This is a genomic window from Flavobacterium sp. JAS, assembly GCF_020991455.1.
Taxonomy (GTDB): domain Bacteria; phylum Bacteroidota; class Bacteroidia; order Flavobacteriales; family Flavobacteriaceae; genus Flavobacterium.
This window is the reverse complement of the sequence record NZ_JAJMOX010000004.1, coordinates 240497-260584: the sequence shown is the minus strand read 5'-3', so window position 1 is coordinate 260584 and position 20088 is coordinate 240497. Positions and strand designations below refer to the sequence as shown.

General features: G+C 34.0%; 21 protein-coding genes. 19 read left to right on the top strand and 2 right to left on the bottom strand.

Annotated elements, in window-relative coordinates; translation table 11 throughout:
- Positions 1-28: 28 nt before the first annotated feature.
- The 4 genes from galK (at position 29) to LPB88_RS07120 (ending at position 5037) form a co-directional block, all read left to right on the top strand.
- Positions 29-1189: a galactokinase gene (gene galK, locus LPB88_RS07135; RefSeq protein WP_230714020.1), complete on the top strand. Its 1161-nt coding sequence runs from the start codon at positions 29-31 to the stop codon at positions 1187-1189.
- Between the two features lie 17 nt (positions 1190-1206).
- A complete protein-coding gene (locus tag LPB88_RS07130; protein WP_230714019.1) occupies positions 1207-2268 on the top strand; it encodes a UDP-glucose--hexose-1-phosphate uridylyltransferase in 1062 nt (353 codons plus the stop codon).
- Between the two features lie 269 nt (positions 2269-2537).
- Positions 2538-4238: a sodium/sugar symporter gene (locus tag LPB88_RS07125; RefSeq protein ID WP_230714017.1), complete on the top strand. Its 1701-nt coding sequence runs from the start codon at positions 2538-2540 to the stop codon at positions 4236-4238.
- Positions 4239-4431: 193 nt separating this feature from the next.
- Entirely contained in the window at positions 4432-5037 is a 606-nt protein-coding gene (locus LPB88_RS07120; RefSeq protein WP_230714015.1) for a hypothetical protein, read from the top strand.
- Positions 5038-5086: 49 nt separating this feature from the next.
- Here the strand turns inward: LPB88_RS07120 and LPB88_RS07115 are convergent, their stop codons facing one another.
- A complete protein-coding gene (locus LPB88_RS07115) occupies positions 5087-5455 on the bottom strand; it encodes a hypothetical protein (protein WP_230714013.1) in 369 nt (122 codons plus the stop codon).
- Positions 5456-5486: 31 nt separating this feature from the next.
- Positions 5487-6740, bottom strand: a complete 1254-nt coding sequence (locus tag LPB88_RS07110) for an NAD(P)/FAD-dependent oxidoreductase (RefSeq protein WP_230714010.1) — start codon at positions 6738-6740, stop codon at positions 5487-5489.
- 101 nt (positions 6741-6841) lie between these two features.
- Here LPB88_RS07110 and hutH point away from each other — a divergent pair, with 101 nt between their 5' ends.
- The 15 genes from hutH (at position 6842) to LPB88_RS07035 (ending at position 20042) form a co-directional block, all read left to right on the top strand.
- On the top strand, positions 6842-8362 hold the full coding sequence (gene hutH / locus LPB88_RS07105; RefSeq protein WP_230714009.1) for a histidine ammonia-lyase: 1521 nt from the start codon (positions 6842-6844) through the stop codon (positions 8360-8362).
- Between the two features lie 39 nt (positions 8363-8401).
- A complete protein-coding gene (locus LPB88_RS07100; protein WP_230714007.1) occupies positions 8402-9619 on the top strand; it encodes a WG repeat-containing protein in 1218 nt (405 codons plus the stop codon).
- Between the two features lie 56 nt (positions 9620-9675).
- Positions 9676-10407, top strand: a complete 732-nt coding sequence (gene fabG / locus LPB88_RS07095; protein WP_230714005.1) for a 3-oxoacyl-ACP reductase FabG — start codon at positions 9676-9678, stop codon at positions 10405-10407.
- 155 nt (positions 10408-10562) lie between these two features.
- On the top strand, positions 10563-11798 hold the full coding sequence (locus LPB88_RS07090) for a beta-ketoacyl synthase (RefSeq protein ID WP_230714307.1): 1236 nt from the start codon (positions 10563-10565) through the stop codon (positions 11796-11798).
- Positions 11791-12045 carry an acyl carrier protein gene (locus LPB88_RS07085; RefSeq protein ID WP_230714003.1) on the top strand — a complete coding sequence of 85 codons (255 nt, stop codon included), beginning with the start codon at positions 11791-11793 and terminating at the stop codon, positions 12043-12045. Before LPB88_RS07090 ends, LPB88_RS07085 begins: the two co-directional genes overlap by 8 nt.
- Entirely contained in the window at positions 12045-12926 is an 882-nt protein-coding gene (locus LPB88_RS07080) for a lipid A biosynthesis acyltransferase (protein WP_230714000.1), read from the top strand. The genes LPB88_RS07085 and LPB88_RS07080 overlap by 1 nt, the downstream gene beginning before the upstream one ends.
- 277 nt (positions 12927-13203) lie before the next feature.
- Positions 13204-14106 (top strand): dialkylrecorsinol condensing enzyme DarA, encoded by a 903-nt coding sequence (locus tag LPB88_RS07075; RefSeq protein WP_230713998.1) that lies wholly within the window; start codon positions 13204-13206, stop codon positions 14104-14106.
- Positions 14107-14122: 16 nt separating this feature from the next.
- On the top strand, positions 14123-15256 hold the full coding sequence (locus LPB88_RS07070; RefSeq protein WP_230713996.1) for a beta-ketoacyl-ACP synthase III: 1134 nt from the start codon (positions 14123-14125) through the stop codon (positions 15254-15256).
- Complete coding sequence (locus tag LPB88_RS07065) at positions 15256-15687, top strand: hypothetical protein (protein ID WP_230713995.1); 432 nt, start codon at positions 15256-15258, stop codon at positions 15685-15687. Before LPB88_RS07070 ends, LPB88_RS07065 begins: the two co-directional genes overlap by 1 nt.
- A 7-nt stretch (positions 15688-15694) precedes the next feature.
- Positions 15695-16159, top strand: a complete 465-nt coding sequence (locus LPB88_RS07060; RefSeq protein ID WP_230713993.1) for an ABC transporter permease — start codon at positions 15695-15697, stop codon at positions 16157-16159.
- Positions 16160-16182: 23 nt separating this feature from the next.
- On the top strand, positions 16183-16587 hold the full coding sequence (locus LPB88_RS07055) for a hypothetical protein (protein WP_230713991.1): 405 nt from the start codon (positions 16183-16185) through the stop codon (positions 16585-16587).
- The gene (locus LPB88_RS07050; protein ID WP_230713989.1) at positions 16587-17585 is read left to right on the top strand and encodes a BtrH N-terminal domain-containing protein; all 999 of its coding nucleotides are present in this window, start codon (positions 16587-16589) and stop codon (positions 17583-17585) included. The genes LPB88_RS07055 and LPB88_RS07050 overlap by 1 nt, the downstream gene beginning before the upstream one ends.
- A gap of 7 nt (positions 17586-17592) precedes the next feature.
- Positions 17593-18345, top strand: coding sequence for an ABC transporter ATP-binding protein (locus tag LPB88_RS07045; protein ID WP_230713987.1), 753 nt, complete (start codon positions 17593-17595; stop codon positions 18343-18345).
- Positions 18335-19618: an ABC transporter permease gene (locus LPB88_RS07040; RefSeq protein WP_230713985.1), complete on the top strand. Its 1284-nt coding sequence runs from the start codon at positions 18335-18337 to the stop codon at positions 19616-19618. Before LPB88_RS07045 ends, LPB88_RS07040 begins: the two co-directional genes overlap by 11 nt.
- Positions 19593-20042, top strand: coding sequence for a thioesterase family protein (locus tag LPB88_RS07035; RefSeq protein ID WP_230713983.1), 450 nt, complete (start codon positions 19593-19595; stop codon positions 20040-20042). Before LPB88_RS07040 ends, LPB88_RS07035 begins: the two co-directional genes overlap by 26 nt.
- Positions 20043-20088 lie beyond the last annotated feature (46 nt).

Below are 20088 nucleotides of genomic sequence, written 5' to 3'. Positions count from 1 at the left end.
CAGACAACACTATTACAATTTGACTATAATGAATGATATTTTAATACAAAACACAACAGCATTTTTTGAGAAATCATTTGGATCTGCTCCTCAAAAAATTGTCCTTTCTCCTGGAAGAATTAATATTATTGGAGAGCATATTGATTATAATGACGGTTATGTTTTACCAGCGGCGATTGACAAAGTAATTTGTTTTGCTTTTGAAAAAAACAAAACCAAAAAATCTAAAATAATCGCTATTGATTTAAATGAAGAATTCGAAATTGACTTAACTCAGGAAATTCAATTGAGCGATGTTGTCTGGACCAATTATATCCGTGGTGTAATGAAACAATTGCAGGATAACGGATTTTCTTTTGAGGGTTTCAATTGTGTTTTTAGCAGTAATATTCCGGTTGGTTCCGGGTTGTCTTCTTCGGCAGCTTTGGAATGTGGAACAATTTTCGGCATAAAAGAACTTTTCGATTTAAAAATTGAGAAAGTTGATATTGCTTTGTTAGGACAAAAAGCAGAACATTGGGTGGGTATTAATTGCGGTATCATGGACCAGTTTTCAAGTGTTCACGGTCTTGATAATAAAGTTATAAAACTGGATTGTAATACCCTGGAGTTTGAATATCACAATGCTGATTTTAAAGATTATTCATTGGTTTTATTCGATAGTAATGTAAAACATTCGCTTTTTACATCTGAATATAATACGAGAAGGCTTGAGTGCGAAGAAGGCTTGTCGATCATTAAAAATCACTTTCCGGAAGTAAAGAGTTTTAGAGATTGTACTGAGGAACAGCTTTTGAGCATTCAGGATAAATTTAATGCAACTGTATTTAAAAGAGTACATTATGTTGTAAAAGAAATTAGCCGTGTAACTAAGGCTTGTGAGGCTTTGGATAACGGAAATATAGAAATTTTAGGACAATTGCTTTTTGAGACGCATTATGGTCTATCGCAAGAGTATGAAGTAAGCTGCGAAGAGCTGGATATGCTCGTAGATACCGCAAAATCTGACGATAGGATTATTGGTTCGCGTTTAATGGGTGGAGGTTTTGGCGGATGCACCATTAATTTAATAAAAAAAGGGCATGAAAATGAGGTAAAAAGTAAGTTTTCAAATCTTTATTTAGATACATTTGGGATTGAATTAAAATTTTATGATGTAAAAATCTCAAACGGAACAACACTACTTTAAAAACCACCAAAACAAAAATGAAAAATTTTGACATTAACGAGGATCCTCACAGACGTTTTAATCCATTATTAAACGAATGGGTTTTAGTATCACCTCATCGCGCGAAACGTCCATGGCAAGGACAAAACGAAACAATTTCAACTGAATCTTTACCAAAATACGATGAGACATGTTATCTGTGTCCGGGGAATGTGCGCGCCAACGGCGTAAACAATCCTAATTACGATAGCAGCTTTGTTTTTGAAAATGATTTTGCTGCCATGAAGCAGGACGAAATTATTTTTGAAGAAGATATCAAACACACTTTTTTTAAAGCAAAACCAGAACAGGGAATTTCAAGAGTGGTTTGTTTTTCTCCAAGACATGATCTTACATTACCGGAAATGGAAATTGACGGAATTGAGAATATTATCAAAACCTGGCAAAAAGAATATACTAATTTAGGAAGTATCAAATATATCAATCACGTTCAGATTTTTGAAAATAAAGGAAGCGTTATGGGTTGCAGTAACCCACATCCGCATGGACAAATCTGGGCACAATCGTCATTGCCAACTCAGGTTGAGAAAACACAGATTAGCCTAAAATCTTATTTTGATAAAAACAGCAGAACACTTCTTGAAGATTATGTAAAAGCAGAATTAAAAGTTGGAGAACGTGTTGTAATCGAAAATGATCATTTTGTAGCGTTAGTTCCTTTTTGGGCAATCTGGCCTTATGAAACTATGATCATAAGCAAAAAAGCAATTAACAAAATCACTGATTTTAATGCGGAAGAAACTACCGCTTTTGCTAAAATCTTAAAACAACTAACAACAAAATACGATAACTTATTTAGTACTTCATTCCCGTATTCATCAGGAATTCACCAAGCTCCAACAGATGGTTTAGAGCATCCTGAGTGGCATTTTCACATGCATTTTTATCCACCATTATTACGATCTGCAACGGTTAAAAAGTTTATGGTTGGTTATGAAATGTTAGGAGAATCACAGCGAGATATTACTCCTGAAAAAAGTGCAGAAATTTTAAGACAACAGTCTGAAGTACATTATAAAAAAGAGGTGAAAATCAAGTAAAAAAAGGGCTTAACTGAATGTGATATAAAAATTTAACAGAATATTTTATTTATAAATGTAAAAAACACATTTAAAATAGCGTAGTTCTCATTTTTTATTTTACTTTTGACTTTCGTTCTTATTTTCATAAAAAAATAACAAAATAAAAACATATATCACATTTTAAACCACTATTGAACAACAAAAACAGGTTTGAAGATTTTTCTAATCAATTAATTTTTAAACTTAATTAAACAATCACCTATACTAATTTTTAAAGACTACTAACAATGAACCAGAACCTCGCTTTCGCAGATTATGCGGTTTTTATTATTTACTTTATCGTAGTTTCTGCCTACGGTTACTCCGTTTACCGCAAGCGTAAACAAGACGAACATGATGCTAAAGCTTATTTTTTAGCTGAAGGAAATTTAACTTGGTGGGCTATTGGAGCTTCTCTGATTGCATCAAATATTTCAGCTGAACAATTTATCGGAATGAGTGGTGAAGGTTTCTTTTTAGGAATTGCCGTTGCTGCTTACGAATGGATTGCTGCTATTGCATTGATTATCGTTGCGGTTTGGTTTATTCCGGTATATCTTAAAAATAAGATTTATACAATGCCTCAGTTCTTAAAAACACGTTATAATGAATCGACTGCGTTGATTATGGCTGTTTTCTGGTTGTTTTTGTATGTTTTTGTAAACTTAACTTCTATATTATATTTAGGAGCAGTTGCAATTAATGGTTTGGCGGGCGGAGAATATCTGCACGTAATCATGATTGGATTGGCTGTTTTTGCTTTGTTTATTTCTCTTGGAGGAATGAAAGTTGTGGCTTATACTGACGTTATTCAGGTTGCGGTTTTAATCATTGGAGGTTTGGTAACTTCATACATTGCTCTTACAACTGTTGGGCAATATTTTGGAGTTGGCGAAAATGCAATCGAAGGGTTCAAAGTTTTAATGAGAGAAGCTCCGGAGCATTTTAAAATGATTATCCCAAAACCACACGATACTGTAGTTACGGCACAAACATCTCAACTTGCTATTGACAAATACTTAACTTTCCCAGGATTATTATCTTACCTGGCAGGTATCTGGATCATCAACTTAAACTACTGGGGTTGTAACCAATACATTACTCAAAGAGCTTTGGGTGCTGATTTGCAAACGGCTCGTACAGGTATTTTATTTGCCGGTATCTTAAAATTATTAATGCCATTAATCGTAATGTTGCCTGGTATTGCTGCTTATGTTTTATACCAAAATGGACATTTACCTCAATTAGTTGGAGGAAAAGATGGCGCTTATTCTGCTGTATTAACTTTCTTGCCAACAGGATTAAAAGGACTTTCTGTAGCTGCTTTAACTGCGGCAATTGTGGCTTCATTAGCTGGAAAAGTAAACAGTATCTCTACAATTTATACTTTAGATATTCATAAAAAATACATCCAGAAAGAAGCTGGCGAAAGACAACAAGTAAACATTGGTAGAATTGCCGTTTTTGCTGCAATGCTTTTAGCTGTTTTATTTACTTGGAATGACCTTTTAGGAATTGGCGGAGTTGGTGGGTTCACTTACATTCAAAAATATACAGGTTTTATTAGCCCTGGAGTTTTCGCAATGTTTATCCTTGGTATGTTCTGGAAAAGAACAACTGGAGCTGCGGCAATTGTTGGTGTAATTTTAGGATTCTTATTATCAGTTTTATTCAATGAATATGCTCCGGCATTATTCGGAAATGAGACTTTATTATATACTGCTTATTCTAATGGTAAAGGAGCATTCGAAATTCCGTTCCATATTTGTATGGGATTATCATTCTTCTTTACAACATTAACTATGGTTCTAATAAGTTTTGCAGGACCAAAAGTGAATCCAAAAGCTTTTGAATTAGATTATGAAATGTTTAAAGTAAAACCACAAACAACGGTTTTAATCGTAATCACTTTATTATCTATTATTGCATTGTACGTTAAATTCTGGTAGTATAATTTTTTACTATATTATTTTTTGAAGATTAAAAGAGGATACCAAATTGGTATCCTCTTTTTTTATCTGGCAATATTGTTGCTCTTTTGTTTTAACAAGAAAAACAATGTAAAAGTTTTATTTTTTCATATTGAATTTTAAATTACATTCGCTCCTTAACTATTTAACTAAATTAACCAATATTAAAAAAATGAAAAAACTAGCATTTGCATTATTACTTATTTCCGGAGCTGTTTCTGCTCAAGACATGAATGTTATTCAGGGAAATTTCGATTTTTTAAAAGATCAAAAAGAAATAAATATCGAATTTGATTATAGTAATTTCACTATGATGAAAGAGAAAAAATCGGAAGCCCAATATGTCGAAGAACACAAAGCCGAATTGGATAAGAAAGCAAAAGGAAATGGAAACATTTGGCAAAAAAAATGGGTTTCTGCAAAAGAGCAAATCTGGACACCAAAGTTTTTAGAAATTGGAAATGTTGTACTTTCAAAAGCAGGTAAAGAGGTGAATTTTCAGGAAGGATTAAACACACCTTATACATTAATCGTGCAAACCGTTTGGATATACCCGGGTTGGGATGCAGGTATTATGAAGCAACCAGCAAAAGTTACTACTAATTTAAAATTTGTTGAAACTGCAAATAAATCAAAAGTACTGTTAGAAATTACCAGCGAAGATGCTCCCGGAGATCAATGGGGAAACAATTTTAGCAACGAATCACGAATTGGAGAAGGATATGCTAAAACAGCAAAATCACTTTCGAAAATGATTCTTAAAAAAGCTTATAAATAAAAATTAAACATAAAAAAAGGATGCTAATTTGGCATCCTCTTTTTTATGTTTAAGAGCCTATTTCTTCTCGAGTAAATCCAGCTTTTAAAATAGCTGTTGTATCTGTAATTTGTTTTGAAAAATCAACAATTATTTTATTGGGGTCTTTAGAAGAATAGTATATTATAAAAAATTTATTAATCTTTTCATCATAATTATCAGGACAGCGGCCATAACTATTTCTATACTGTTTGTTGTTTACATTATATTTGAAAAAGCTTTCCGTAGTCTTGGGAAACGTTTTACAAAAAGTAAACTTACATATAGTTAGTTTTTTATTTTCCTGAATTTCTTTCGATCTTAAATGTCCTTTTATAAAAAGAGAAATGAGACCAAAAACCATAATAAGAAGAATGAATTTGTTAATATTGTTTTTCATCTTATTTTTTGTCGCTTTCTTCTTTAAACCATTATTCTTTATTTAAATCATCTTTTTGCATATTTAGCAAATACGCCATATTCTGAATCACATGATCATGTTTCTTGACAAACGGGTTTTCTTCATTCCAAACATAACCTGCCAAAACCGAGCATATTTTTTCTTTTACATCCGGATTTTCGGGCTGGTGGAAAAACAAAGTCTGAAGGTTTCCAGTGTACCATTCTTTCACGTAAGTAGTAAAAACAGCAATTCCGCGTTTCATGTATTCTGTAAATTCAACTTCCCAGTTTACTTCGATTCCTTGTGATTCTTTAATATATAATTTTGCCGCCAACATTCCTGATTCTGTCGCAAAAGCAACTCCTGATGAAAAAACAGGATCTAAGAATTCAGAACTATTTCCAGTCAAAGCAAAACCATCGCCGTACATTCTTTTTACAGCTCTTGAATAATTTTCTAATTTAACAGGTTCAAACAAAAACTCTGTTCCTTTAAATCTTTTGATATAATAATCTGACTTCTGAATCGCATTTCGCAAAGCTTCAGCATTGTCTTTATTTTCAGAAAGTGAATTGATAAAATCTGTTGGCCCAACAACTCCCAAACTTGTATTTCCATTCGAGAACGGAATTACCCATAACCAAACTTCGGTTTCCAGAATATCAAATGAAATTTGAGTTCCTTCCTCTCCTTCTTCTCTATTAATATCTTTTACGTGTGTAAATATCGATGAGTGCGGATCCAGTTTTGATGGCGCATCAAGGTCCAAAAGTCTTGGTAAAACCCTGCCGTATCCGCTGGAATCAATAATAAATTTGGCGTGAATTTCTTTTAAATTTCCGTCCTTATCTTTTACGATTGTTTTCGAATTTTTCCCTTCAAAAGAAACTTCCAAAACCTCCGTTTCAAATTCCAGATCTATTCCTTTTCTGACTACTTCCTGCGCCATGGTGTTGTCAAAATCAGCGCGCGGCACTTGCCACGTCCAATCCCAGCCTTCACCAAATTTCTGACTGAAATCAAAAACACATATTTCTTCGCCTCTAATGAAACGAGCTCCGAGTTTTTTCTCAAAATTCATTGCATTAAGACTTTCAAAAAGCTCAGCTTCAGCAAAATGATCCATAACTCTTGGTATCAGGCTTTCGCCAACAACAAGTCTTGGAAATTTTGTTTTTTCTACTACTTTAACTTTAACATTATTGTTATGAAGATGCGATGCCGAAACGCATCCAGACGGTCCTGCACCTATCACTAAAACATCCACAAACTCCTTTATCATAATAAGAATGTTATTGATTATTAACTTACATTTGCCATCATCAAAATAACTACATTTATTTTGATAAATAAAATTAAATTAGCACAACCAAAAACGATTTAATGAATACAATTAATGAATATTTAAGTTTAGGAGAATTCGAATCCATTATTTTTGGAAATAACAAAGTTGCAATCAGCGATGTAGTCCTAAATCGAGTAAATGAAAGCTTTAATTTTCTGAAAGAATTTTCGGGAAATAAAATTATATATGGTGTAAATACTGGCTTTGGGCCAATGGCTCAATATAGAATTAAAGAAGCTGATCAAATCCAGTTACAATACAATTTAATCAGAAGCCACTCCTCCGGAACCGGAAAACCTTTAAGCCCGGTTTGTGCAAAAGCTGCAATTTTGGCTCGTTTAAACACCTTATCATTAGGAAATTCAGGAGTTCATCCTTCTGTAATTCATTTAATGGCAGAGTTGATTAACAGAGACATTACACCTCTTATCTTTGAACACGGCGGTGTGGGTGCAAGTGGAGATTTGGTACAATTATCGCACTTAGCTCTAGTTTTAATTGGCGAAGGCGAAGTTTTTTATAAAGGAGACAGAAGACCAACTCAAGAAGTTTTCGAAATCGAAGGTTTAAAACCGATTCAGGTAGAAATCAGAGAAGGTCTGGCTTTAATAAACGGAACTTCTGTAATGACCGGAATTGGAGTTGTAAATGTGCATCATGCTAATAAATTATTAGACTGGTCGCTAAAATGTTCTTGTGCCATAAACGAATTGGTTCAGGCTTATGACGATCATTTCTCTGAAGAATTAAACCAAACCAAACGTCATAAAGGACAACAGGAAGTAGCATTAAGAATGAGAAAAAATCTTTCGGACAGTACTTTAATCCGTAAAAGAGAAGACCATTTATATTCTGGTGAAAACACCGAAGAAATCTTTAAAGAAAAAGTTCAGGAATATTATTCACTACGTTGTGTACCTCAAATTTTAGGTCCGGTTTTAGAAACCATAAACAATGTTGCTTCTATTTTAGAAGACGAATTTAACTCGGCAAACGATAATCCTATTATAGATGTAAAAAACAAACACGTTTATCACGGAGGAAACTTCCACGGCGATTATATTTCGCTTGAAATGGATAAACTGAAAATTGTTATTACCAAATTAACCATGTTGGCAGAACGTCAATTGAATTATTTATTGAATTCAAAAATCAACGAAATTCTTCCTCCGTTTGTCAATTTAGGAACATTAGGATTTAATTTCGGAATGCAGGGTGTTCAGTTTACTGCAACCTCAACAACTGCCGAAAGCCAGATGTTATCTAACCCAATGTACGTTCACAGTATCCCAAACAACAATGACAATCAAGACATTGTAAGTATGGGAACAAATGCAGCCGTAATTACCTCAAAAGTAATCGAAAATGCTTTTGAAGTTTTAAGCATCGAAATGATTACAATTGTTCAGGCAATTGATTATTTAGAACAAAAAGACAAAATATCGTCAGTATCGAAACAATGGTATGATGATATTAGAAGCATAATTCCTACATTTAATGAAGATCAGGTTATGTATCCATTCGTTCAAAAAGTAAAAGATTACCTGATCAACAGTTAAGACTTTATTTCACATTATTAATATTGAACCTTTAAGACCATGAAAAAAACACTTATTTTTTTATTCGTATGTTGCATTCAATTTGTTAATAGTCAAGAATTGGCGTTAGTTAAAAAAGACTCTAAAATTGGATATATTTCTAAAGACGGAAACTTTAAAATTGAGCCTCAATATAAATCTGCAAAGAGTTTCTCTGAAGGATTGGCTGCTGTAGAAAACGGTGGAAAATGGGGTTTTATTGATACAAAAGGAAGCTGGATAATTCCGGCAACTTTTACTGATGCCAAAGAGTTTAACAGCGGGATCGCAGTAGTAAAAAACGATAAAGACTGGGTGTATATTAATACTAAAGGTGAAATTCAGAAAGCACCAGCTTCTGAAAAATTATATGATTTTGATAACGGCGTTGCTTTCATAAAACAAGGAAACAAAATTGGGTTAATCAACTCAAAAATGGATGTTGTTTTAGAACCAAAATACGACGTAATCAAGCCTTTTGAAAATGGTTTTGCAAGAGTAGCAAACAATAAAAAATGGGGAATTATTAATACTTCTGGAAAAGAATTAATAGAACCTGCTTACGACGAAATAGGAAACTATTTTAAAAACACAAGCTGGGCAAGAAAAGACAAAACCTTTGGAATTGTAAGTGCAGGAAGTTTTATTCCGGTTGATGGCGCCGAAAAAATCTGGGATTTTGAAACACAGGATTTAACATTTGCTAAAAAGAATGGAAAAATTGGATTCATTGACTTAAAAGGAAATTGGGTCATTACTCCTATATATGATAAGGCAAAAGCATTCTCGAAAAATTTAGCTCCGGTTTGCGTTGGATCTAAATGGGGATATATTAACCCAAAAGCAGAATTCGTAATTGAACCAACTTATAGTGATGCTGAAGTTTTTAGTGCAAACGGATTGGCTCCTGTAAAAGAAAAAAACTGGGGATTCATCAACGAATCAGGAAAATTAGTTATCCCAACACAATACGGAATTACCTCAAACGGAATTATTGCCATGTTTATACAACAAGACAAAGGATTTATTGATGGTATTGCAAGGGTAAAAAACGAAGGAAAATGGGGATTTCTTAAACCAGACGGAACGGTGTTAAGTAATCAATGGTTTGAAAATGCTGAACTATTTTCGAAATCACCAGAAAAAATTCAACCAGCTCAAATCGCGGCTGAAAAACCAAAGCAAGAAATAAAACAAGCAAAGCCGGCAACCAAACCAGTAGCTAAAAAGAAGAAATAATAGTTATCTCCACTTAAAAAGGAGATAACATATATTAAAAAATAAAACTTACATAAATGAAATGTGTATTAGTAACAGGCGGTTCGAGAGGAATTGGCAGTGCTATTTGTAAAAAATTAGCGGTTGAAGCCAGCTATCATATTCTGATTAATTATCATTCGAATAAAACAGCTGCCGAAGAAACACTTCAGGAAATACAAAAATTAGGCGCAACGGGAGAAATCTTAGGTTTTGATGTTTCTAATTATGAAGAAGTACAAACTACTTTAACAAAATGGCAGCAAGCTAACCCAGAAGCAATTGTTGAAGCGATTGTAAACAATGCCGGAATTACAAAAGATGGTCTTTTTATGTGGATGACTCCCGAAGACTGGAACGGTGTTGTAAACACAAGTTTAAACGGATTTTTTAATGTGACACAGTTTTTTATTCAAAAAATGTTACGTAATAAATATGGCCGAATCGTAAATATGGTTTCAGTTTCTGGTGTAAAAGGAACAGCAGGGCAAACTAACTATTCGGCAGCAAAAGGCGCAATTGTTGCAGCTACAAAAGCATTAGCTCAAGAAGTTGCCAAACGAAATATTACTGTAAATGCGGTTGCTCCTGGTTTTATCAGGACAGATATGACTAGCCAATTAGACGAAAAAGAATTACTAAAACTAATTCCGGTAAATCGTTTTGGCGAAGCCGAAGAAGTTGCAGATTTGGTAAGCTTTTTGATTTCTAAAAAGTCAAGCTATATTACAGGAGAAATTATCAACATAAACGGAGGAATATATTCATAAAAAATTACTCATAAAGTCTGGCTTTTAAAATTCGTATAAACACATAGAAACATAGCTTGTATGTGTAAAACAATTTAAAAAAAAATATTTTTCTCGCATAAATTGCTATGCGTTAAAAATATGCATAACAGACTAAAAAATTACTTTGAAAGATGATGAATAAGAGAGTTGTAATTACTGGAATGGGAATTTATTCTTGTATCGGAACTTCTTTAGACGAAGTAAAAGAATCTTTGTATAACGGAAAATCAGGTATTAAGTTTGACGCCGAAAGAAAAGAATTTGGCTTTCAATCTGCCTTAACAGGAATGGTTCCGAAAGCGGATCTAAAAAACTTATTGACCCGCAGACAACGTATGAGCATTGGTGAAGAAACCGAATATGCTTATATGGCTACAATAGAAGCTTTGAAAAATGCCAATATCGACGATGCTTTTTTTGACAATCGCGAAGTAGGGATCATGTATGGAAATGATAGCGTTTCAAAAGCTATTATTGATGCGACAGACATTGTTCGCGAGAAAAAAGATACCGCATTAATAGGTTCCGGAGCCATTTTTAAATCAATGAATTCAACGGTAACAATGAATTTATCTACAATTTTTAAACTCCGCGGAATCAATCTTACTATAAGCGCTGCTTGTGCAAGTGGCTCACACTCTATTGGGTTGGCTTATTTTTTAATAAAAAGCGGCTTTCAGGATATTGTTATTACCGGAGGAGCTCAGGAAATCAACAAATATGCGATGAGCAGTTTTGATGGTTTAGGTGTTTTTTCGAGAAGAGAAAACGAACCTGAAAAAGCTTCCCGCCCATTTGATGCTGATCGCGACGGATTAATTCCGAGTGGTGGCGGTGCAACGTTAATTCTGGAAAGCTATGAATCAGCAATTGCGCGAGGTGCCAATATTATTGCCGAAGTTGTAGGTTACGGATTTTCATCAAACGGTGGACATATCTCTACGCCAAATGTAGAAGGACCGTCTATAGCCATGCAACGAGCGCTTGAAGATGCACAATTAAAAGCAACTGATATTGATTATATAAATGCACATGCAACCTCAACTCCGGTTGGAGACGGAAACGAAGCAAAAGCAATTTTTGAAGTTTTTGGTGAGAAAAATCCTTACGTAAGTTCTACAAAATCAATGACAGGCCACGAATGTTGGATGGCTGGTGCGAGCGAAGTAATCTATTCTATCTTAATGATGCAGAACGATTTCATTGCTCCGAACATCAATTTAGAAAACCCAGATGAAGATGCTTCTAAATTAAATTTGGTCAAAACTACTTTAAACAAAAAATTTGACATATTTTTGTCCAATTCCTTCGGATTCGGAGGAACCAACTCGGCGTTGGTGGTTAAAAAGTTTAAATTGAACGATGAATAAAGAAGAGATTATAGCAAAAATTAATGGTTTTTTGGTTGATGAATTTGAAGTAGATAATGATGATATTGAACCAGATGCTAATCTAAAAGATACACTTGGGTTAGATAGTTTAGATTATGTAGATTTAGTAGTTTCTATTGAATCTAACTTTGGTGTAAAACTGGTTGAAGCTGATTTTGTTGGTATTGCTACTTTTCAAAATTTTTATGACCTTATCGAAACCAAACTAAAAGCTAAAGCTGTTTAATGAGTCAATGGGATGGCAAATCAAAAGGAACAGTTTTAGGCTATAGAATATTCGTTTTTTTAATACAAAAAGCGGGTGTCAAGTCTGCTTATGTCTTACTTTATTTTGTTGCTTCTTACTACTTTTTGTTTCTAAAGAAAAGCAATCAGGCTATTTTTTATTATTTTAAAGAAAGGCTGAACTATTCCTATTTCAAATCAAAAAAAATGGTTTTCAAAAGTTATTACACTTTTGGACAAACCATTATTGATAAAATTTCCATTTCGGCAGGAATGCGAAATAAATTTACCTATGAGTTTGACGGAATAGAAACTCTTAAAAAGCTTCTGGCCGAAAAAAAGGGCGGAGTTCTTATTAGTGCTCATATAGGAAATTTTGAAATTGCCGAACATTTTTTTGGTGAAATAGATCTTGATTTTCAAATCAATTTGGTTACAACCGATTTAGAACATTCGGCTATTAAGAATTATCTGGAAAGTGTAACCCAAAAACCAACCGTAAAGTTTATTATTATCAGAGACGATCTTTCTCATATTTTTGAGATCAATGCGGCTTTAGCCAATAACGAATTGGTTTGTTTTACCGGCGATCGTTACTTTGAAGGAACCAAATCTCTTTCAGAAGAAATTCTGGGTAAAGAAGCCAACTTTCCGGCTGGTCCATTTTTAATTGCTTCAAGATTAAAAGTTCCTGTTGTTTTTGTTTATGTAATGAAAGAAGCCAACTTACATTATCATTTATACGCCAGGGAAGCAACCGTAAAACACCGCGACGAAAAAGCATTATTAAAAGAATACGTAAAAAGCGTTGAAAGCATTTTGCAAAAATATCCATTGCAGTGGTTCAATTATTTCGACTTCTGGAACGATCTTAAAAAATAGCCCACAGATTTGGCGGATTAAACAGATTTACACTGATATTTACTTCTTATTTTTTGTAACCTAAAAAGTTTACAAAAAAATAAAATCCGCGAAAACCCGTTTAATCCGCCAAATCCGTGCGCCAATTTAAAAACTTCGCAACTTTGCGAGATTAAAAAAAACCAGCGAAAACCCGTTTAATCCGTTAAACCCGTGCGCCAAAAATCAAAACATTAAACAAGAAAATTCGTTTAAATAAATTTACTTATTTTTGCTTAGCACCAAAGCAACTAACCCAATGAAAAATGTTCTCGTTATTTTTTATTCCCAATCCGGACAACTAGAATCGATTGCGAAAAATATTGCAAAACCATTCTTAAATTCAGAGGAGATAAATGTAACTTTTCACGAAATACAATTAGAAAAACCATTCCCATTTCCGTGGAATAAAACTTCTTTTTTTGATGCCTTTCCGGAATCTTTTTTACAGATTCCAACAAAGCTTAAACCAGTTTCCAGCGAAATTTTAAACACAAAATTTGATTTGATACTTTTTCATTATCAAGTTTGGTTTTTATCACCTTCAATTCCAATCAACTCGTTTTTAAAAAGTGCCGAAGCCAAAACAATATTAAACAATACACCCGTTGTAACTATTAATGGTTCTCGTAATATGTGGATCATGGCTCAGGAAAAAATTAAAGTTTTATTGCGTGACGCCAATGCAAAATTGGTTGGAAATGTCGCATTAGTCGATCGGGTTGGAAATTTAATCAGCGTGATTACTATTGTAAATTGGATGTTCTCTGGTGTAAAGAAGCGATATCTCGGTTTTTTTCCGCTTCCGGGAGTTTCAGATAAAGACATTCAGGAGTCTGATAAATTTGGAGAAATCATACTTTCCCAATTTAAACAAGACAAACTTGACGATTTACAGCCCAAATTAGCCGAGATTGGCGCCGTAAAAATCAGCCCATATTTAGTTATTGTAGATAAAACTGCCAATAAGATTTTTAATAAGTGGTCTAATCTGATTCATAAGCATCAAAAAAACAGGAAAACGCTTCTTAAAATATTTTATGTTTATTTATTCCTCGCGATATGGCTAATCTCGCCAATAGTATATATATTGCACCTTATTACCTATCCATTCAAGTTCAAAACCATAAAAAAAGAAACTCAATATTATCAAGGAGTTTAGAAGACGAAATTTAATTATGTTTGACGTATATATTACCAAAGCCGCAAAATATTTGCCAAATGAAGCTGTTTCAAATGATGAAATGGAAAGCTATTTAGGCCTAATAAATGACACCGCCTCAAAGGCAAGACGTATTATTTTGCGTAATAATAAAATTACAAGCCGATATTACGCCGTAGATAAAAACGGAAAAAGTACACATAGTAACGCTGAGTTAACACGCAATGCCGTTTTACAACTATTTGATGAGAATTTTACAGATCAGCATCTGGAGGTACTTTCCTGCGGAACCTCATCACCTGATGTTTTAGCACCATCACATGCTGCAATGGTTCACGGATTATTAAAAAACAGATCCGTAGAGCTAAATTCTTCCATGGGTATTTGCTGTTCAGGAATGAATGCATTGAAATATGGTTTTCTTTCTATAAAATCAGGGAACTCAAAAAATGCCATTTGCACAGGATCAGAAAAAGTTTCGACCTGGCTTTCTTCTCCAAAATACAAGCACGAAGTAATCAATTTAAAGAACCTTGAAGAGCAGCCTATAATCGCCTTCAAAAAAGATTTTTTACGTTGGATGTTATCTGATGGAGCCGGTGCATTTTTATTAGAAAATAAACCAAGCGGCGAAATTTCATTAAAAATCGAATGGATGGAAGCGTATTCTTATGCATTCGAATTAGAAACTTGCATGTATGCCGGTGGAGATAAATTAGAAAATGGCGAAATCAAAGCCTGGAGCGATTACAATCCGGAGCAATGGTTAAACGAATCTGTATTTGCTGTTAAACAGGATGTAAAAATATTAGACGAATTTATATTACCGAAAGGTGTCGAAAGTATGAGCGATGCAATGGCAAAGCACAATGTTACGGCAGATCAGGTTGATTATTTTTTACCTCACGTTTCTTCTAACTTTTTTGTAGAAGGACTAAAAAACGGATTAAACGAAAAAGGAATTGTACTTACAGACGAAAAATGGTTCATGAACCTTTTAAGAGTTGGTAACGTTGGTTCTGCCTCAATTTATATCGCCCTTGAAGAATTAATGTATTCAGGTAAACTGAAAAAAGGAGATCGTATTTTATTATCAGTTCCGGAAAGCGGAAGATTCTCTTTTGCGTATGCGTATTTAACGGTTTGCTAATGGAAACACTATCTCTTTTAAATAAAGAAGCAGTCGAAAATTTATTGCCACAAAAGTTTCCTTTTGTCATGGTAGATAAAATGTATTCTTATACCGAAACATCATTGGTTTCCGGTTTAAAAATTCAGAGCGACAATATCTTTGCAGATAATAATTCTTTTTTAGAAGCAGGTATAATCGAGCACATGGCACAATCTGTGGCCTTGCATACCGGATATCAATTTTTCTTGAAAAACGAAACAGCCCCAACAGGTTATATAGGTTCTATAAAAGATATCGAAATAAAACAGTTTCCCCAAGTCGATGATACCATTCAATCAACCGTAACTATTTTGCAGGAATTTGCAGGAATAACTTTGGTTGATATTGTGACTACTTTAAATAATGAAGAAATTGCCCGCGGACAAATGAAAACCGTTTTGGCAAAATAGTATACCTATGAAAATTGGAGTTGACATACAAAATTACCTTCCGCACCGAGCGCCAATGCTTATGGTAGATCTAATTTTGGATATAGATTCTAATTTTGTAGAAACGACATTTCTGATACAAGAAGACAATATTTTTGTTGATAATGACATTTTTATCGAAGCCGGTCTAATCGAAAACACAGCACAAACCTGTTCTGCAATTGTAGGCAAAAAGTATTTTTTTGACGAAGACGGAACAGAAAATGAAAATGTAAATGTTATTGGTTTTATCAGCGCCCTAAAAAATCTAAAAATACATTCACTGCCAAAAACCGGTGATACAATTATTACCAAAGCAAACTTAGTATCCAAATTTGTTGGCGATGATTATACCTTATGTACGATGAGCTGTCAAAGCTTACTCGGAGACAAAATACTTTTAGAATGTGAAATTAATTTATTCATTCAAAAAACAGTTTCGACAACAACATAATTCTGATCGAAAATAAAACCGTCATGGAAAAAGAAAATGTACCTCAGCACGATGGAAATTTAAGCAAAAAGAACCTCAAAGAACTTGTTTATGCTACTGATGAAAATGGCAATTATACCACCGCGTTAAGTACGGGTTGGGAACCAAAAGCCATTGCACTTTCGAACGCAATAGATGATATAAAAGAACGTGCAGAAGAAGCAAAACTGAAGGTTCAGATTGGCGAATTAAGTCCGATTTGTTATTATATGGAACTCAATAAAATGGATCTTACCATTCTTGCCGGCTACGTCGAAATGTGGAAATGGCGCGTAAAAAGACATTTTAAACCCGCTGTTTTTGCCAAATTGAGTGACAAAGTTTTACAGAAATATGCCGACGCTTTTGAGATCTCAATAGCCGAATTAAAAAATATTAAAAACGATTAATGCAAACTAGTTTTACACACCATCAATCTGCTCATTGTGAAAATGGAGTGGCTTCAAATCTCTTAAAAAATAGCGGATTAAATATCAGCGAACCAATGGTTTTTGGCATCGGTTCCGGACTTTTGTTTGTGTATCTGCCTTTTATAAAAGTAAATCATGCACCGGCAATTAGTTACAGAACTTTGCCTGGACAGATTTTTAATAAAGTTGCAAATCGTTTAAATCTTAAAATAAAAAGACAAAAATTTTCTTCTGTTCCAAATGCCACTAAAGCTTTAGACGAAAATTTAAAAAATAATATCCCAACCGGATTACAAGTTGGAGTTTATCATTTAAGCTATTTTCCTGATGAATATCGTTTTCATTTCAACGCGCACAATTTAGTCGTTTACGGAAAAACCGAAACCGATTATTTAATCAGCGATCCTGTAATGGAAACCGTGACTACTTTAACACATGAAGAATTAGACAAAGTACGTTTTGCCAAAGGCGCTTTTGCTCCAAGAGGACAAATGTATTATCCAATTCAGGTTCCGAGTGAAGTTGATTTCAAAACTGCCATCATCAAAGGAATCAAAGATACTTGTCGCACTATGCTGGCGCCCATGCCAATTGTAGGTGTTCGCGGAATTAAATTTGTTTCTCGCCGAATTAGAAAATGGCCTGCAAAACACGGCGTTAGAAAAGCCAATCATTATCTTGCACAAATGGTACGAATGCAGGAAGAAATAGGAACCGGCGGCGGAGGATTCCGTTTTATTTATGCGGCATTTTTACAAGAAGCTTCGGTTATTTTAAACAATGATGAATTGAAAGTACTTTCTAAAGAAATGACTAAAATTGGAGATTCGTGGAGAGATTTTGCCGTTGAAGCTTCCCGTATTTATAAAAACCGAAGTGCCAAAGAAGACGCTTACAATGCCATTGCCGATGAACTTCTGGACATTGCTAATCGCGAAGAAATCTTTTTCAAAAAACTAAAAAAAGCAATTAGCTAACTATATTTTGCAAACTGTTATAAAAATAGAATCTCTTTCGAAAAAGTACAAAGATGCAGAACTGTATTCTTTGAACGATGTTTCGCTGGATATAAATCAAGGTCAGATTTTTGGCTTATTAGGTCCAAATGGTGCCGGAAAAACCACTTTAATCTCCATGCTTTGCGGATTGATAAAACCAACTTCGGGACATTTCACCATTGATGGTTTGAACTATGCTGGCCATTCCACCAAAATCAAAAAAATTATTGGAGTTGTACCTCAGGAATATGCTTTATATCCTACGTTGACAGCGAGAGAAAATCTACATTATTTTGGAAGCATGTACGGTTTAAAAGGTTCTGACTTAAAAGACAAAGTAATTGAAACTTTAGATCTTTTGGGTTTATTAAAATTTGCCGACAAACGCATTGAAACTTTCTCAGGCGGAATGAAACGCAGAGTCAATTTGATTGCGGGAATTCTCCACAATCCAAAAGTTTTATTTCTGGACGAGCCAACTGTTGGTGTTGATGTGCAATCTAAAAATGCAATTATAGATTATCTCAAACTTTTAAATCAAAACGGAACTACAATTATTTATACCTCGCATCATTTGGCTGAAGCCGAAGATTTTTGCACGACAATTGCCATTTTAGATCAAGGCAAAATTTATGCACAAGGCACACCATCAGGTTTAATTGCTTCGACTAAAGAAGCAAGAAATCTTGAAGAAGTTTTTATTTCATTAACCGGTAAAGATCTGAGAGATGATATATAAAATTTGGATGTCCGTCGTAAAAGAATTTATCCTGCTCAAGAGAGATTTAGGAGGTTTAGTCATTTTGTTTATAATGCCTTTGGTTTTGGTTATTACAGTAACCTTAATACAAGACAGTACTTTTAAAACCATTAGCGATACTAAAATTCAGATTTTATTGGTCGACAACGACAAAGGTTCGGTTTCTAAAACTGTTTTTGATAATCTCGAAAAGAGTCAGCTTTTTAGTGTTGTTACTCAAATAGACAACAAACCACTTACAGAAGAAGTTGCCAAAGAAAATGTTTACAAAGGAAAATTTCAATTGGCGATTATAATTCCAAAAAATCTAAGCACAGATTTACAAGCCAAAATCGATCAGAATGTAGAAAACATTGTGAGTAAAATGGGCTTCTCAGATAGTATTGCAAAACCGCAAACTTCAAAAATAATTCAGCAAAAAGAAGTAAAATTATATTTTGATCCGGCAGTTCAGCTTAGCTTCAAAAACTCTGTGATGAGTTCTATTGATAAAATGATTTCGCAAATCGAAACAAAGTCAATTTATACCACTTTCCAAAATCAATTAGGAGAAGAAAATACCAAATTCGAGCAAAAGAGTTTTATTACATTTAAAGAAATTGTTCCAAAAGTAAACAACAAGGAAGTCTTACCAAATTCGGTGCAGCATAATGTTCCGGCTTGGACACTTTTTGCGATATTTTTTATCGTAATTCCGTTGTCTATTAATATTGTAAAAGAAAAATCACAAGGAACTTTTGTTCGATTATTGACCAATCCGGTTTCTAATTTAATTGTCATTATCGGGAAAACCATTACCTATTCAGTCATTTGTATGATTCAGTTTTATATGATGGTTGCCGTTGCTATATTTTTATTTCCGCATATTGGTTTGCCTCCCTTAAATATCGAAGGACATTTATTTTTAATGAGTGTTGTTGCTTTATTTTCAGGGTTTGCAGCAATTGGTTTCGGAATTTTATTAGGAACTATTGCTAATACACAAGAACAATCGGCTCCGTTTGGTGCAACAAGTGTAATCATTCTTGCTGCTATTGGCGGAGTCTGGGTTCCCGTTTTTGCAATGCCAAAAATCATGCAGTTTATCGCCAAATCATCACCAATGAATTGGGCTCTTGAAGCTTTTTACGATGTTTTATTGCGCAACGTTTCTTTCCTGGAAATCATCCCAAAAATAAGTTTGCTATTTTTGTTCTTTATAATCACAACATCCATCGCATTATTCTATGACAAAAAGAAAAGAACAGTTTAACGAGGCAACTGACTTAACGGTTTCGCATGAAATCAGAATTCGTTTTAACGAAACTGATCCCCTCGGAATTGTTTGGCATGGCTATTATATTACCTACTTTGAAGATGGACGGGAAGCGTTTGGCCGTCAACACGGACTTACCTATTTAGATATTGCCAAAACCGGATTTACAACGCCAATCGTAAAATCAAAATGCGAACATAAATTGTCTTTGCGCTACGGCGATGTTGTAACAATAGAAACAACAGTTGTTGATACGCCCGCTGCCAAAATGATTTATCGTTTTAGAATCATAGACGAAAAAGGCGAAGTTGCCTGCACCGGCGAAACCGTTCAGGTATTTCTGGACAAAGAAGGAAATTTAATGTTGACGAATCCTCCTTTCTATGAAGAATGGAAACGAAAAGTTGGACTTTTAAAATAAACACAAAGTTCTCCTGCAAGGTTTCCAAAACCTTGTAGGTGTAATT